This window comes from Novosphingobium sp. FG137, assembly GCF_057809735.1.
The window spans coordinates 534,182-548,950 of record NZ_JBMDKN010000002.1; the positions used below are offsets into that span (position 1 = coordinate 534,182).

12 protein-coding genes and 1 tRNA gene are annotated in these 14,769 nt (G+C 67.1%); 11 read left to right on the forward strand and 2 right to left on the reverse strand.

The features are described 5' to 3' along the window. Positions 1 to 12: 12 nt before the first annotated feature. The 4 genes from ACODS2_RS08225 to ACODS2_RS08240 are packed head-to-tail and all read left to right on the forward strand — an operon-like array spanning position 13 to position 4,080. Positions 13 to 252, forward strand: a complete 240-nt coding sequence (locus ACODS2_RS08225) for an acyl carrier protein (RefSeq protein WP_298165783.1) — start codon at positions 13 to 15, stop codon at positions 250 to 252. Positions 253 to 256: 4 nt separating this feature from the next. After that, positions 257 to 1,486 (forward strand): serine palmitoyltransferase, encoded by a 1,230-nt coding sequence (gene spt, locus ACODS2_RS08230; protein WP_298165785.1) that lies wholly within the window; start codon positions 257 to 259, stop codon positions 1,484 to 1,486. Further along, on the forward strand, positions 1,486 to 2,286 hold the full coding sequence (locus tag ACODS2_RS08235) for a GDSL-type esterase/lipase family protein (protein ID WP_488998376.1): 801 nt from the start codon (positions 1,486 to 1,488) through the stop codon (positions 2,284 to 2,286). Before spt ends, ACODS2_RS08235 begins: the two co-directional genes overlap by 1 nt. Positions 2,287 to 2,343: 57 nt before the next feature. Next, complete coding sequence (locus ACODS2_RS08240; protein ID WP_488998377.1) at positions 2,344 to 4,080, forward strand: hypothetical protein; 1,737 nt, start codon at positions 2,344 to 2,346, stop codon at positions 4,078 to 4,080. Between the two features lie 159 nt (positions 4,081 to 4,239). Here ACODS2_RS08240 and ACODS2_RS08245 read toward each other — a convergent pair whose 3' ends face one another. Then, a complete protein-coding gene (locus ACODS2_RS08245) occupies positions 4,240 to 6,369 on the reverse strand; it encodes an acetate--CoA ligase family protein (protein WP_488998378.1) in 2,130 nt (709 codons plus the stop codon). A gap of 156 nt (positions 6,370 to 6,525) precedes the next feature. Between ACODS2_RS08245 and ACODS2_RS08250 the strand changes: the two genes are divergently transcribed. Continuing rightward, positions 6,526 to 6,599 (forward strand) — tRNA-Gly (locus tag ACODS2_RS08250). A gap of 14 nt (positions 6,600 to 6,613) precedes the next feature. On the opposite strand, the gene ACODS2_RS08255 is transcribed toward ACODS2_RS08250, so the two are convergent. Further along, positions 6,614 to 7,213: a 2-hydroxychromene-2-carboxylate isomerase gene (locus ACODS2_RS08255; protein ID WP_488998379.1), complete on the reverse strand. Its 600-nt coding sequence runs from the start codon at positions 7,211 to 7,213 to the stop codon at positions 6,614 to 6,616. 236 nt (positions 7,214 to 7,449) lie between these two features. Between ACODS2_RS08255 and ACODS2_RS08260 the strand changes: the two genes are divergently transcribed. From ACODS2_RS08260 to galK, 6 genes are all read left to right on the forward strand, one after another. Next, positions 7,450 to 8,394 (forward strand): carbon-nitrogen hydrolase family protein, encoded by a 945-nt coding sequence (locus tag ACODS2_RS08260; protein ID WP_488998380.1) that lies wholly within the window; start codon positions 7,450 to 7,452, stop codon positions 8,392 to 8,394. Next, a complete protein-coding gene (locus ACODS2_RS08265) occupies positions 8,394 to 9,017 on the forward strand; it encodes a flavin reductase family protein (protein ID WP_488998381.1) in 624 nt (207 codons plus the stop codon). The genes ACODS2_RS08260 and ACODS2_RS08265 overlap by 1 nt, the downstream gene beginning before the upstream one ends. 159 nt (positions 9,018 to 9,176) lie before the next feature. Beyond that, the gene (locus ACODS2_RS08270; protein WP_298166065.1) at positions 9,177 to 10,517 is read left to right on the forward strand and encodes an MFS transporter; all 1,341 of its coding nucleotides are present in this window, start codon (positions 9,177 to 9,179) and stop codon (positions 10,515 to 10,517) included. Beyond that, positions 10,510 to 12,576: an alpha-galactosidase gene (locus ACODS2_RS08275; protein ID WP_488998382.1), complete on the forward strand. Its 2,067-nt coding sequence runs from the start codon at positions 10,510 to 10,512 to the stop codon at positions 12,574 to 12,576. The genes ACODS2_RS08270 and ACODS2_RS08275 overlap by 8 nt, the downstream gene beginning before the upstream one ends. Then, positions 12,573 to 13,607 (forward strand): UDP-glucose--hexose-1-phosphate uridylyltransferase, encoded by a 1,035-nt coding sequence (locus tag ACODS2_RS08280; protein ID WP_488998383.1) that lies wholly within the window; start codon positions 12,573 to 12,575, stop codon positions 13,605 to 13,607. The genes ACODS2_RS08275 and ACODS2_RS08280 overlap by 4 nt, the downstream gene beginning before the upstream one ends. Next, on the forward strand, positions 13,604 to 14,734 hold the full coding sequence (gene galK, locus ACODS2_RS08285) for a galactokinase (protein WP_488998384.1): 1,131 nt from the start codon (positions 13,604 to 13,606) through the stop codon (positions 14,732 to 14,734). The genes ACODS2_RS08280 and galK overlap by 4 nt, the downstream gene beginning before the upstream one ends. The last annotated feature ends 35 nt before the right edge of the window (positions 14,735 to 14,769 follow it).

Below are 14,769 nucleotides of genomic sequence, written 5' to 3' on the forward strand. Positions count from 1 at the left end.
AGAACACATACCATGGATCGCGCCGCTATCGCCGCCCGCATTGCCGAAGTGATCGAACCGTTCAACAAGAACGCGGTTCCGATCACCGAAACCACCTCGTTTGCCGGGGATCTCGAATGGGACAGCCTCACGGTCATGGATTTCGTGGCCGCCATCGAGGACGAATTCGACATCATCATCAGCATGAACCAGCAGGCCGAGATCGAAACCTATGGTCAGCTGATCGATGCCGTGACCACGATGCAGGGCTGAAGCCATGAACGACATGACCCCTCCTGAGATGCCGACCACCGACCTCTTCTCGAAGTTCGACCCGCTGATCGAGACGCGCCGTTCGCTGCTGGCGACGGGCGTGACCGATCCGTTCAGCCTCGTGATGGAGAAGGTGCTTTCGCCCACGACGGCAATCTGCAGCGGGCGTGAGACGATCCTGCTCGGCACCTACAACTACATGGGCATGACCTTCGACCCCGACGTGATCGCGGCGGGCAAGCAGGCGCTCGACGATTTCGGCGCGGGCACCACCGGCAGCCGCGTGCTCAACGGCACGTATGCAGGCCACCGCGCGGTGGAAGAGGCGCTCAAGGAATTCTACGGCATGGACCATGCCATGGTCTTCTCGACCGGCTATCAGGCCAACCTCGGCATCATCAGCACGATCGCGGGCAAGGGCGATTACATCGTGCTCGATATCGATAGCCACGCCTCCATCTGGGACGGCTGCAAGATGGGCGACGCCGAAGTCGTGCCCTTCAAGCACAACGATATCGAAGCGATGGAAAAGCGCCTGAAGCGCATTCCCGAAGGCGCGGGCAAGCTGGTGATCCTCGAAGGCGTCTATTCGATGCTGGGCGATATCGCGCCGCTCAAGGAAATGATCCGCATCGCCAAGGAAAACGGCGCGATGGTGCTGGTGGACGAGGCCCATTCGATGGGCTTTATCGGACCGAACGGACGCGGCGTGGCCGAGGATCAGGGCGTGCTGGATCAGGTGGATTTCGTGATCGGCACATTCTCCAAATCGGTCGGCACGGTGGGCGGCTTCTGCGTTTCGAACCATCCTAAGTTCGAGATCATGCGGCTGGTTTGCCGCCCCTATGTCTTCACCGCGAGCCTGCCGCCGAGCGTGGTGGCGACCGCGGCGACCTCGATCCGCAAGCTGATGCACGCAGGCAACAAGCGCGCGCACTTGTGGGAAAACTCGCGCACCTTGCACAAGGCGCTGACGGACCTGGGCTTCAAGCTGGGCACGGCGGAGCCGCAGAGCGCGATCATCGCGGTGATCATGCCCGACCTCGAGCGCGGGGCGATGATGTGGGAAGCCCTGCTGCACGAGGGGCTCTATGTAAACCTGGCCCGCCCGCCCGCAACGCCTGCGGGGATGACCCTGCTGCGCTGCTCGCTCTGCGCCGAACATACTGCCGAACAGGTGGGGATCATCACCGGCATGTTCGAACGTGCGGGCAAGGCCGTGGGGATCATCTGATGCGGCGGGGCATGGCGGCAGCGCTGGCGATCTGGGCCGCGCCCGCACTGGCCCAGACGGCAGCGGCGCCGAGCTTCCCGCCCCCCTCCCCGCCCGTCACTGCGCCGGGCGACGGGATGCTGGACAAGCCTTGCCCTGATCAGACCGGCCTGTGGTTCGGCCACCCTTATGTGAAGGCCAACGACTGGGCCTGGGAATGCAAGTACGCCGAGGCGGAAAAGCAGGTGGCCGCGCCGCCGCGTGTGGTGTTCATCGGCGATTCGATCACCGAAGGGTGGGTGCCGCTTGCGCCGAAGCTGTTTGCCGGGGGTGCGGTGGGGCGCGGGATAAGCGGCCAGACGAGCCCGCAGATCCTCGTGCGGTTCTATCAGGATGTGGTGCGGCTGCGCCCGCGCGTGGTGCACATCATGATCGGCACCAACGATCTGGCAGGCAATACCGGACCCAACAGCCCGGAGATGTACAAGAACCACGTGATGGCGATGGTCGACATCGCGCGCGCCAACGGGATCGGCGTGGTGCTGGCAAGCATCCTGCCCGCCGCGAAGTTCCCATGGAAACCCGCGCTGGCCCCGGCCGGGCAAGTTGTCGCGCTCAATGGCTGGCTGCATGAACTCGCGCGGGTGCGGGGCGCGGTCTATGCCGACTATTATGGCTCGCTGGTCAACGCCGAAGGCGGCATGAACCCCGACGTTGCGCCCGATGGCATCCACCCCAATGCCAAGGGCTATGCGATCATGGAGCCGATCACCCGCGCCGCAATTGCCGAAGCGGAAAAGACCGCCGCACCGCAGCGCTAAAGATTGCCAGACTGGGCCGCCCGTGCCAGCCTTGATGCTGGCAAGGGGGGCAAGTCTTTGAACAAGGCCGTATTCCATTCGATCGTCAGTGCGGTTCTGCTGGGACTGGCTGGACCGGCGCTCGCGCAAGCGGGCCACGATATGGGCAGTCATGACGTGTCTGGGCACGACATGCCGGCGCCCTCCACCGGCAAGCCGCTGAGCGAGGCGCAGACTGCCGAGGGCGCGGCCAAGGCGGCCCAGCCGGGGCATGGCGATCATGGGGGCGATCATGGGGGCGATCATGCGGACCATGCCTCGCATGACGACAACACCGTACCCAAAGTGCCGACGCTGCTCACCGGCTATGGCAACGGCGGCTTTACGATCAGCACCACGGTCCCGGCGGCGCAGGCGTTCTTTTCCAACGGGTTGGAACTGGGCGCAGCCTTTGCGCACAAGGCAGCGATCGCCGCGATGGGCGAGGCGGTGCGGCTCGATCCGGGCTGCGCGATGTGCCTGTGGGGCGAGGCGCTCGTTTCAGGCCCCACGATCAACTATGGCAGCGACGCCAAGGAGCGCGCGCCGCTGCTCGTGATGGTGCGCAAGGCCAAGGCGCTGGCGGCGAAGAATGGCACCGCGCGCGAGCGGGATCTGATCGACGCACTGATCCTGCGCTATCTGCCGGACAAGAACGTCCACGCACGCGATGTGGCCTACGCCGCAGCGATGCGACACGTGGCCGCGCGCTACCCGGCGGACAACGAGATCGCGGTGCTGACGGCGGATGCGCTGATGGTGTCCTCGTTCGTGGAGGACGCCGAGGATTTCGACCACGGTGCCATCGATGCAGCTATCACGCTGCTGGAGCAGGTGCTGAAGCGCGCGCCAGAGCATACCCCGGCGATCCATTTCTATATCCACGCCACTGAAGTTTCCGGCGAGCCGGCCAAGGCCGAGCGCTATGCCGACAAGCTGGCGGACCTGGCGCCCAATGCCAGCCATCTGGTCCATATGCCGAGCCACACGTTCTTCTGGGTGGGCCGCTATCAGGATGCCGCCGATACGAACTGGCGCGCGGTGGAGATCGGCAAGGCCAATGCCAAGCGGCTGGGCCTGCCCGAGCCCAAGGGCGTGTGGGATCTGCCCTATCACGCGCACAACGTGATCTTCGGGCTAGGCGGGGCGATGATGGCAGGTGACGCGCGCACCGCGCTCAATCTGGCACGGCCACTGGTCGAACGGTCCGCCGAGCGCGAGAAGGCGGAGCCATTTTCGCAGATGCTGGCCGCAGCGGGATACTTCGCGATGGCGCGCTTCGATGATCCGGCGGCGGTGCTGGCGCTGGCCGAGCCGAAACTACCCTACCTCAAGGCGGCGCGGCACTATGCGCGCGGCGAGGCGATGGTCTGGCTGCGCGATCTTGCGGGGGCCAAGGCGGAGCTGGCGGCGATCCCGGCGCAAGTGGCGGAGGGCAAGATAGACCGCGACCACCGCGCGCCCGAGCAGATGCTGGGCATCACGCGCGGCGTGCTGGAAGGCCGCATCGCCATGGCAGAAGGGCGCTACAAGGATGCCGTGACGGCATTCACAGCGGCGGCGGATATCGAGGAAACCAAGGATTTCATGCAGTTCTCCGACCCGCCCGCGTTCTGGTATCCGGTGCGGCGCGATGTTGCGGCGGCGCTGCTGGCTTCAGGCGATGCGGCAGGCGCGCGCACGGCAGCGGAGGAATCGCTACGGCTTCGGCCGAGGGATGCGGCGGCGGAGGATGTGCTGCGGCGCGCCGAGGGGATGGCAGTGCGGGTGCATTGAGGGTTTCACCCCTCCACCACCCGCTGCGCGGGCGGTCCCCCTCCCAATTTGCCCCTTCGACAAGCTCAGGGGAAAATGCGGAGGAATAAGAAGATCCTCCCTGTTTTTGCGAAGCACAAACGGGGAGGTGGCAGCCCGAAGGGCTGACGGAGGGGTTCTTCAGCCTTTCACCAGCATCAGCGCATCGAGCGCGACGACGCCCTGGCCCTTGGCATGCAGGATCACCGGGTTGAGATCGACTTCTCGGATCGACGGTTCGGCGCGCAGCACGCGGCCAAGCGTGACGATCAGCTGCGCGAGCGCGGGGACATCGAGCGCCGGGGCGCCGCGATAGCCTGCCAGGATCGCCGCGCTCTTGAGCTTCATCAGTTCGGCCTCGACCGCCTCCGCCGTCATGTCTGCGGCGAGCAGGCGCACGTCGCCAAGGATTTCGGCGGTGACACCGCCAAAACCGGCGAGGAGGACCGGACCCCATTCGGGATCGTTCTTCGCGCCGACGATCATTTCCACCCCGCGCGCGCCCATGCCCTCGATCAGCACGCCATCGAGCGTGATCGCGGCGGAATAGGCGGCGACGCTGGCGTGCATCTTGTCCCACGCGGTGCGCACCGCGGCGGCATCGGCCAAGTTCAGGATCACACCGCCCGCATCGCTCTTGTGGCTGAGCGCGGCGGCCTGCGCCTTCATCGCGACGGGATAGCCGATCGCTTCGGCAGCGGCGACGGCGGCATCGGCACTTGCCGCAAACGCCCCCGCCGGGAAGGGAATGCCGAGTGGGCCGAGCAGCGCCTTGGCCTGATATTCGGGGATGACGCCGGCGTGATCGGCAAGGCCGGGCACGGGTAGCGGCGCCTGCGTTGTGGTGGTGGTATCGCGCGAAGAAAACTGCGTGAGGCGGGTGATCGCCCGCAGCGCGCGCTCGGTGGTGGGGAACCACGGAATGCCGGCGGCGCGCAGCGAAGCGATCCGCTCGGGCGGAACGGCGGCCCCTTCGTCGAGCCCGGCGAAGATCAGCGGCTTGGTGAGGGTCTTCGCAGTGGCAGCAGCAAGGATCGGCGGGAACTTGATGGCACAAGTCACCGCCTCAGCCTGGATGATCCCCGCGAGCACGGTGCCGACGCGCGGATCATCCAGCAGGGCTTCGAGGCAGCGGGTGTAGATCGCCGGTTCGGAAAGGCCCTGTGCGGTGATATCGAGCGGGTTGCTGACCGGCACGAACGGCGGCAGCGCAGCGCGCAGGGCGGGCGAATCCGCATCGTGCAGCGGCGCAAGCGGGAGGCCGAGCGATTCGGCCAGATCGAGCGTGAGCGCCTTGAACGCGCCCGATTCGCCCAGCACCGCCGTGTGCCCCGCAGGCAGTGCCGGGCAGCGCAGCGCGATCTCGGCGATGTCGCCCAGTTCTTCCAGCGTTTCGGCCATGATCACCCCGGCGCGGGTCACCTTGGCGCGCATCAGGGCATAGTCGCCCGCCATGGCGCCGGTGTGCGTCGCGGCGGATTCGCGCGCGGCGCTGGAGGTGCCGGGGTGGAGCAGGACGATCGGCTTGCCCGCAGCCGCCGCCCGCGCGGCAGCGGCAAGGAAGCGCTCCGGCTTGCGAAATTGCTCGACGATCATCGCGATGACTTGCGTATCATCCTGATCAATCAGCCAATCGACATAGTCCTCGACACCGCTCGCCGCCTCGTTACCGGTCGAGACCGAGTAGGACACGCCGCAATCGCGCGCGAGGAGCATGGTGCCGAGCACGGCGGCCATCGCGCCCGATTGCGAGACGACCCCGATCGCGCGCTTGCCCGCCGGGGGCCGTGCGTCGGTCTCGACGAAAGTGAGCGGGATGCGGTCGACGTAGTTGACGAGGCCGAGGCAGTTGGGGCCTTCGACGACCATGCCGGCCTCGTGGGCAATGCGCGCGATCTCGCGCTGTTCGGCAAGGCCTTCCGGCCCGCCCTCGGCAAAGCCCGCCGCGAAGATGACCACACCGCCAACCTTGCGCGCGGCCAGCGCCTTTACCGCATCGAGCACCCCCGCGCGGGGAATCGCAAGGACGGCAGCATCGACGCCCTCGGGCAGCGCCTCGATCCCGGGCAGGCAGGTGCGGCCGCCCAGGGTCTCGCGTTTGGGGTTGATCGGATAAACCGCCCCGGCAAAGCCATTGGCATCGAGATTGGAGAGCAGCGTGGTGCCGAGCGCGCCCGGCTTGTCCGAAGCGCCGACCACCGCAACCGAGCGCGGACGCAGCAGTCGCTCGAGCGCCGGAAGGACAAGGGCAGTGTTGGCGGTATCGGGCACGGCGCTCTCCGGATTAGGTTATACTATATAACAATAGCCGCTGCAGGCGCACAGGGCAAGGCTGCCCGGATGGACAGCTACTGGAGAGACTGACCAAAGCCTGGCAGGCCAGAGGTTGACGGGCGGGAGGACGGCGTGGCAATGCGAGTGCGCGACGCGGGTATAGCTTAGTGGTAAAGCACCAGCCTTCCAAGCTGGCTATGCGGGTTCGATTCCCGCTACCCGCTCCAGTCCTCCCGCAGAGTCAGCCCAGCAGATCCTCGATCTGGCTGAGGCGTTCCTTGCCGAAGAACATCTCGCCATCCACGAAGAAAGTGGGGATGCCGAAGGCGCCGCGATCGACGGCGGCCTGTGTGTTGGCAGCGAGGCGGTCCTTTACGGCAGCGGACTGGGCGCCCTCTGCCAGCGCGGCGGCGGGGAGGCTGGCGGCGGCGATGACGGCATCGACGGCGGCCTGGTCCGCAGGATTCAGCCCGTCTTCCCAGATTGCGCGCAAGAAGCTGTCCGCAAAGGCTTCACCGCAGCCGAGATCGATGGCGGCAAGGAGCAGGCGCAGGAGTTCGACCGAGCGGAACGGGAACGCCGGGTTCATGCGGAACTTCGTGAGGCCGTGGCGGGCGATGAAGCGCTGCATTTCGAGCTGGGCATAGGCGTTCTTGCCCTTGATTTCGGCATCGCGCATGAACGGCGGAGCGTTGCCGGTGAGTTTGTGCATGCCGCCCAGCAGTGCGGGCGTCAGCGTGATCGTTGCGCCCTTGCGCGCGGCTAGAGCCTTGAGCGGCCCCCACACGAGGTAGCCATTGGGGCTGACGAAATCGAAGATGAACTCGATAGTCCGGGTCATATCAGAAGCGCTCCTGCCATGGGCGTAAATCAAGCTCGTGCGTCCAAGCCGAGCGGGGTTGCTGGTGCAGCCAGACGAAGGCCTGCGCGCGATCGTCCGCCCGCGAGCGCGCTAACACGCCGTTGGTGGCTGGTTCGCTCACCCTGCTCTCCCTCTGCTTTGCTGGCGCACCTCGTACCGCGCCGAGCGTGCAGTTAGCAATCGCCCGAGCGCAGGGGCGCTGCTAGGCTCGGCGCATGAGCAGTTCTCCCTTTCGCGCCGCCGTTGTGCAGGCAGCATCCGACCCCGCCGGCAGCGCGGCTTCCGCAGCCAAGGCCGCCCGCCTGATTGCCGAGGCCGGCGCCGCCGGCGCAAAGCTCGCCGTGTTTCCCGAGGCCTTTATTGGCGGCTATCCCAAGGGCGCACGGTTTGGCGCGCCGATCGGGCTGCGGCTGCCGGAGGGGCGCGAGGCCTATGCGCGGTACTACGCGGCGGCGGTGGCGCTGGACGGCCCGGAAATCGTGGCGGTGCGCGAGGCTGCTGGCACTGCGGGGATGGTCGTGGTGATCGGGGTGATCGAGCGCGTGGGCTCAACGCTCTATTGCACCGCGCTGATTGTCGACGGGACGGCGGGAACCATGGCGCACCACCGCAAGCTTATGCCGACTGCGGCCGAGCGGCTGGTCTGGGGCTTCGGCGATGGTTCCACCCTGCCGGTGGTGGAAACCGCGCTCGGCACGGTGGGCGCGGTGATCTGCTGGGAAAACTACATGCCGATGCTGCGCATGGCGATGTATGGCCAGGGCGTGACGCTCTATTGCGCGCCGACAGCGGACGACCGCGACGGCTGGGCCTCCTCGATGCGGCACATCGCGCTGGAAGGGCGCTGCCATGTGCTTTCCGCCTGCCAGTTCCTGCAGCGGCGCGATCTGCCCGAGGGGCAGGAATGCGTGCTGGGCGATGACGCGGACACCGTGCTGATGCGCGGCGGGAGCCTGATCGTGGGGCCGCTGGGCGAAATGCTGGCAGGACCGGACTACAGCGGCGAGACGGTGCTCTATGCCGAGATAGATCCCGCCGAGATCGCCCGCGCGCGCTATGATTTCGATGCGGTGGGGCATTATTCGCGGCCCGATGTCTTCCGCCTCACGGTGGACCGCCGCGCCAAGCCGGCGGTGGCGTGGATCGAGGACGACGCCTGATGCACCTCAGGATGGACGAGCTCAGCGGAGCCGAGCGCTACAAGCTGCTGGCCGGGACCGTGGTGCCGCGGCCGATCGCCTGGGTATCGACGCTTTCGGCGGCAGGCGTGGGCAATGTCGCGCCCTACAGCTTCTTCAACATGATCTCGGCCGCGCCGCCGCTGGTGGTGCTGGGCGCGATGCGCAGCGCGAATGGCGGCCTCAAGGATACGGCGACCAACATTCTGGAAACGAAGGAATTCGTCGTCAATCTGGTGAGCGAGCCGATGCTCGAGGCGATGAACGTGACTTGCGTGGATGCGCCGCCCGAGATCGACGAGGCGATGCTGGCCGGGCTCGAGATGCTGCCGAGCGAACTCGTCGCGCCGCCGCGCATCGCGGGCGCGCCGGTGAGCCTCGAATGCCGGCTCTATCAGGCGATCGACGCGCCGCCGGGCAGCACGATCATTCTGGGCGAAGTTCTGGCGTTGACCATCGACGACCGGTTCGTCGATGCCGCTAGCCTGCGGCCCGATCCGGTGGCGATGCAGCTCATGGGCCGGGTTCACGGCGTGGGCGGCTATACCCGCATCCAGACCGACCGGACGCTGGAGAGGCCCGTCTATCGTCCCGGAACAAATTGATTCACTCGATTGAATCATTCTGTCACCTAAGCTAGACGGGCACAAAGGCTCCAGCGAGAGTCGTGCGGGAGAGAACCGTTGGACGTGACCAAGCCTCAAGGAAACGAGCGGACCCCGGCGAAGCACAAGCCGATCCTGTCGCTGATGCGCGTGATCGAGATGAATCTCGGCTTCCTTGGCCTGCAGTTCAGCTTCGGCCTGCAGCAGGGCAACATGGTGCCGATTTATTCGTGGCTCGGCGCGGATGAATCGAATCTCCCTATCCTGCAACTGGCCGGGCCGATGACCGGCCTCCTCATCCAGCCGCTGGTCGGCGCCCTGTCCGACCGCACCAGTTCACGGTTTGGCCGCCGCACGCCCTATTTCCTGATCGGCGCGGTGATGTGCAGCCTGGGCCTGCTGTTCATGCCGTTTTCCGCGAGCATCCTGATGGCGGCGAGCCTGCTGTGGCTGCTCGATGCCGGCAACAACATCACGATGGAGCCCTATCGCGCCTATGTGAGCGACCGGCTGGACGAGAGCCAGCACGAGATCGGCTACCTCAGCCAGAGCGCGTTCACGGGGCTGGCGCAGTGCCTTGCGTTCCTTTCGCCCTCGATCCTCGTCTACTGGGTGGGGATCGACCGCAATGCGGTGGATGCGCACAATATCCCGACGATCACGCATATTTCATTCATGGTAGGCGCGGTGCTTTCGATCACCACGATCCTGTGGTCGATCTGGCGCGTGCCCGAATTGCCGCTGAGCGAGGACGAAAAGGCGCGCATTGCCGCTGCGCCCAAGTCTGCGGGCGCAACGCTGGGAGAGATCGGCCGCGCGATCGTGGAAATGCCCCAGGCAATGCGCAGCATGGCGTGGATGAGCCTGTTCCAGTGGTACGGCTTCTCGATCTACTGGTCCTACAGCGCGCTTTCGATCGGACGATCAATCTATGGCACGGCCGACAAATCGAGCGAGGCATTCCGCGCGGCTGTGCTGACGACGCAGCAACTGGGCGCGTTCTACAACCTTGTCGGCTTTGCCGCGGCGCTGGCGATGGTGCCGATCTCGCGCGCGCTGGGGGCATCGCGGGTGCATATGGCATGTCTTGCTGCGGGTGGGCTCGGCATGGTGGCGATGGCGCATGTTGCGGGCGCGCCGAGTGCGCCCGGGCCGGTGTTCTCCGCGCTGGCGATGCCCGACCTTGGCAGCCACACGCCGCTGCTGCTGATCGCGGTGACGCTGGGCATGTGCTGGGCGAGCATCATGGGCAACCCCTACATCATCCTTGCCGGCTCGATCCCGCCGGAGCGGACGGGGGTATACATGGGCATTTTCAACATGATGATCGTGATCCCGATGCTGCTCAATGGCCTGACCTTCGGCTGGATCTACAACCATGTGCTGGGCGCAGACCCGCGCAATGCGCTGAGCTTTGCCGGTGCGCTGCTGGTGATGGCGGCGATCACCATGCTGCGCGTACGCGATCCGCGCCGGGCGGCGGAGCTGGTGCATGCCTGACATGGGCGTTCCTGAAATCATCGCGCTGGAAAGCCCGGGCTGCTCCGCCGTTTGGGAGCTGCCCCCCGGCGAGGCACCGCTGTGGCGATACTGGGGGCCGCGCCTGCCCGAAGGCGCACGGCCTTCCGCAAGCCTGCGCAGCGAGCGGCCCGAGCCCAGCTTCTCGCTCCACTTCGATCAACCGCTGACGGTGTTTCCCGGCTTCGGCATGGGCTGGTTCGGGCAGAGCGCGCTGCTGGCCGACCGGGGCGGGCGCGACTGGTCGTTTCAGGCGGGCGAATGCAAGGTCGAGCGGCCGGATGCACAGACCGTGCGCTTCGTGCTGCATGATGCCGTGGCCAGAATCGCAGTGACGACGAGCTTCACGCTCGATCCCGCGACCGACGTGATGACCGTGCGCACCGCGCTTTCCAACGAAGGCAATGCGCCGCTGCATGTGCACTGGCTGGCCGCCGCCGCGCTGCCGCTGCCCGAAGATGCGGCGGAGGTACATTCGCTGGCCGGGCGGCACAATTCGGAATTCGTTCCGGTGCGCGACCCCCTCACCCGCAGCATATGGCGGCGCGAAAACCGGCGCGGGCTGACATCGCACGATTGCTTCCCCGGCGCGGTGGTGACCTGCGGCGATGGCAGTGCCTATGGCGCGCAGATCGCTTGGTCGGGCAATCACGCGCAGACGATCGAGTGGATCGACGACGGGCGCTGGCAGTGGCAGCTGGGCGAATGGCTGGCGCCGGGCGAGGCGATCATCGCACCGGGCGGCGTGCTGCAGAGCCCGGAAGTGCTCGCGACAGCTTCTGCCGAAGGCCCCAACGGGGTGGCGCATGCGTTCCATCGGGGCATCCGGGCAAGGATGACCTGGCCGGGCGGAGCAGAGGGCGCGCCGAAGCGGCCCGTGCACATCAACACGTGGGAAGGGTTCTACTTCAAGCACGACGAAGCCGCCCTGATGGATCTGGCGCGGGCGGCCGCCAGCATCGGGATCGAGCGTTTCGTGCTGGATGACGGCTGGTTCGGCAAGCGCGACGACGATACCTCCTCGCTGGGCGACTGGACCGTCGACAAGCGCAAATACCCGCGCGGGCTGGGGCCGCTGGCGAAGACGGTCACGGACCTCGGCATGGAATTCGGCCTGTGGGTCGAGCCCGAGATGGTCAACCGCAACAGCGAGCTCTATCGCCGCCATCCTGATTGGGCCTTGCACGTGGATGGCCGCCCGCTGCTCGAGGCGCGCAACCAGCTGGTGCTCGATCTCGCGCGGCCCGAGGTGAGCGCCTATCTGTTCGATGCGATTGCCGCGCTGCTGCGCGAGCTGCCGATCGGCTACCTCAAGTGGGATCACAACCGCGATCTGGTCCATGCCGGGAACCTGCCGCACTACCGCGCGCAAGTGCTGGCGACATATGCCTTGATGGACCGGCTGCGGGCAGCGTTTCCGGCGGTGGAGATCGAAGCCTGCGCCGGCGGCGGCGGGCGGATCGACGCAGGGATCATCAAGCGCACGCACCGCTTCTGGACCAGCGACTGCATCGACGCGGTTTCGCGCGCGGGCATGCAGCGCGGGTTCCTGCAATTCATGCCGCCCGAGGTGATGGGGAGCCATGTGGGCGCAAGCCCGGCGCATTCGACCGGGCGCTCGCAATCGATGGCGTTTCGCTGCGGGGTGGCGCTGCCGGGGCATTTCGGCGTGGAGCTCGATGCACGCAAGCTGGGCGAGACCGAGCGCCGCGAGCTCATGGCCGGGATCGCGCGCTACAAAGCCCTGCGGGAACGCCTGCATGCGGGCCGCGTGTGGATGGGCGAAGTGGGCGACGGGGTGGTGTGGCAGGCGCATGGCTCGGCCGAGGATATGGTCGTGCTGGTGACGCGGACGCAGCCCACGACAATGCGCCACCAGCCGAACCTCAGGCTGCCGATGGCGCTGCCGGGGCGCACGTATACGATTGCGTCCGAGAACGGCGAGCTCGCGCGGATGGACGGTGGCTGGCTCGCGCGCGTAGGCATGGCCGTCCCGCCGCTACCGGGCGAGGCTGTGCTGGTGCTTGAGGTGCGTTCATGAGTTTCGATCCTGCCGAACATCCCCATCGGCGTTACGATCCACTGAGCGATACCTGGCTGCTGGTTTCCCCGCACCGCGCCAAGCGGCCGTGGCAGGGGGCGGAGGAAGAGCCGGACAGGGCGCGCCCGCCTGCGCATGATCCCGGCTGCTATCTCTGCGCCGGGAACACGCGCGTGAACGGCGAGCGCAACCCGGACTACACCGGGCCTTACGTGTTTCAGAACGATTTTGCCGCGCTGCTGCCCGATACGCCGGCACCGGAGGCCGGAAACGGATTGTTCCGCGCGGAACAGGCGACGGGCGAAGCGCGGGTGATCTGCTTCTCGCCCGATCATGGCCGCACCCTGCCCGAGCTTTCCACCGCGGAACGGCGCGCGGTGATCGACACCTGGTGCGCCGAGGCAGCGGATCTGGGCCAGCGCTACAGCGTGGTTTCGATCTTCGAGAACAAGGGCGCGATGATGGGTTGCTCCAACCCGCATCCGCACGGGCAAGTCTGGGCGACGAGCCATGTGCCGCGGCTGATCGCGACCGAAGACCGCACGCAGGCGGCATGGCTGGCAACCACGGGCCGACCCATGCTGGCGGAACTGGTGGAAGCCGAGGCGGATGGCCCGCGCGTGGTCTGCGCCAGCGAGCACTGGCTGGCGATCGTGCCGTTCTGGGCGGTGTGGCCGTTCGAGACACTGCTGCTGCCGCGCGGCGATGTGGCGCGCCTGCCCGACCTTTCGCACGATCAGCGCGCCGATCTCGCCGCGATCCTTGGCGATCTCACCACGCGGTACGACAACCTGTTCCAGTGCTCCTTCCCCTATTCGATGGGCTGGCATGGCGCGCCCTTCGGGCATGAGCCGAGCGAGCACTGGCGTCTGCATGCGCATTTCTATCCGCCGCTGCTGCGCTCCGCTTCGGTGCGCAAGTTCATGGCGGGTTTCGAGATCCTGGCCGAGACGCAGCGCGATCTGACGGCCGAGCAGGCGGCAGAACGGCTGCGCGCCTGTGGCGGCCCGCATTTCCGGAGCGCCGCATGACCCTGGCAGAACAGTTCGCGCAAGCCTTTGGCGCAGCTCCCGCAGTGGTCGCGCGGGCGCCGGGGCGGGTGAACCTGATCGGCGAGCATACCGACTACAACGACGGCTTCGTGCTGCCGTGCGCGATCAGCGTGGAAACGCGGATCGCAGCCGCGCCGCGCAGTGATGGCCGGATTCGCGTTGTCGCCTGCGATTTCGGCGGGGCCGTGGCGGAATGGCCGCTCGATGCGCCCCATGCCGCCGATCCCGCCAATCCCTGGGCCGATTACGTGCGCGGCATGACCACCGCGATGATCGAGCGCGGCCACGCCCTGACCGGAGCGGACATCGCCATGACCGGGACCGTGCCGAAGGGCGCCGGGCTGTCCTCCTCCGCTTCGCTGATGGTCGGCATCGGCACGGTGCTAGCGGCGCTGGCAGGGCTGGCGATTACCCCCGCCGACATCGCGCGCATGGCGCAGGCGGGCGAGTGCGATCACGTGGGCATGCGCTGCGGGATCATGGACCAACTGGCCTCGGCCGCCGGGGTTGCCCGCCACGCGCTGATGATCGATTGCCGTTCCCTGGCTGTGACGCCGGTGGCGATGCCGGGGGACGTGCAGATCCTGATCGTCCATTCGGGCGTGGCGCGCGGGCTGGTCGAAGGTGCCTACAACGAGCGGCGCATGCAGTGCGAGGTGGCGGCGGCAGCGATCGGCGTGCCCGCGCTGCGCGATGCGGACATGGCGATGCTGAACCGTGCCGGGCTCGATCCGCTGACCCTGGCGCGGGCGCGGCATGTGGTGACCGAGAACGCGCGGGTGCTGGCGGCGGCGCAAGCGCTGGCGGCCGGCGACCTCAGAGCGACCGGCGAACTGATGGCGGCATCGCACGCCTCGATGCGCGACGATTTCCAGATCACCGTGCCGCCGGTCGATGCGCTGGCGGCAGAATTGCAGGCGCTGATCGGCCGCGAGGGCGGCGCGCGGATGACCGGCGGCGGCTTTGGCGGCGCGGTCGTGGCGCTATGCCGGGCGGACCGCGCCGACGCGGTGCTGGACGCCCTCACCTACCGTAGGCCCGACGGCAGCGCGCCGCTGGTGCTGCGCGAAGCGGCCTGCGACGGGGCCGGCCTCATCATGAGGTAAGCGCGCTGTTCGTCCCTTTTTCGATGGCCGTGGCC

What these genes read in the sequence shown, in the direction of transcription:
- ACODS2_RS08225 (WP_298165783.1), top strand. Translation starts at nt 13, where the DNA reads ATGGATCGCGCCGCTATCGCCGCCCGCATTGCCGAAGTGATCGAACCG.
- ACODS2_RS08235 (WP_488998376.1), top strand. Translation starts at nt 1,486, where the DNA reads ATGCGGCGGGGCATGGCGGCAGCGCTGGCGATCTGGGCCGCGCCCGCA.
- ACODS2_RS08255 (WP_488998379.1), bottom strand. Translation starts at nt 7,213, where the DNA reads ATGACCCGGACTATCGAGTTCATCTTCGATTTCGTCAGCCCCAATGGC.
- ACODS2_RS08275 (WP_488998382.1), top strand. Translation starts at nt 10,510, where the DNA reads ATGCCTGACATGGGCGTTCCTGAAATCATCGCGCTGGAAAGCCCGGGC.
- ACODS2_RS08265 (WP_488998381.1), top strand. Translation starts at nt 8,394, where the DNA reads ATGCACCTCAGGATGGACGAGCTCAGCGGAGCCGAGCGCTACAAGCTG.
- ACODS2_RS08280 (WP_488998383.1), top strand. Translation starts at nt 12,573, where the DNA reads ATGAGTTTCGATCCTGCCGAACATCCCCATCGGCGTTACGATCCACTG.
- galK (WP_488998384.1), top strand. Translation starts at nt 13,604, where the DNA reads ATGACCCTGGCAGAACAGTTCGCGCAAGCCTTTGGCGCAGCTCCCGCA.
- ACODS2_RS08270 (WP_298166065.1), top strand. Translation starts at nt 9,177, where the DNA reads ATGAATCTCGGCTTCCTTGGCCTGCAGTTCAGCTTCGGCCTGCAGCAG.
- spt (WP_298165785.1), top strand. Translation starts at nt 257, where the DNA reads ATGAACGACATGACCCCTCCTGAGATGCCGACCACCGACCTCTTCTCG.
- ACODS2_RS08260 (WP_488998380.1), top strand. Translation starts at nt 7,450, where the DNA reads ATGAGCAGTTCTCCCTTTCGCGCCGCCGTTGTGCAGGCAGCATCCGAC.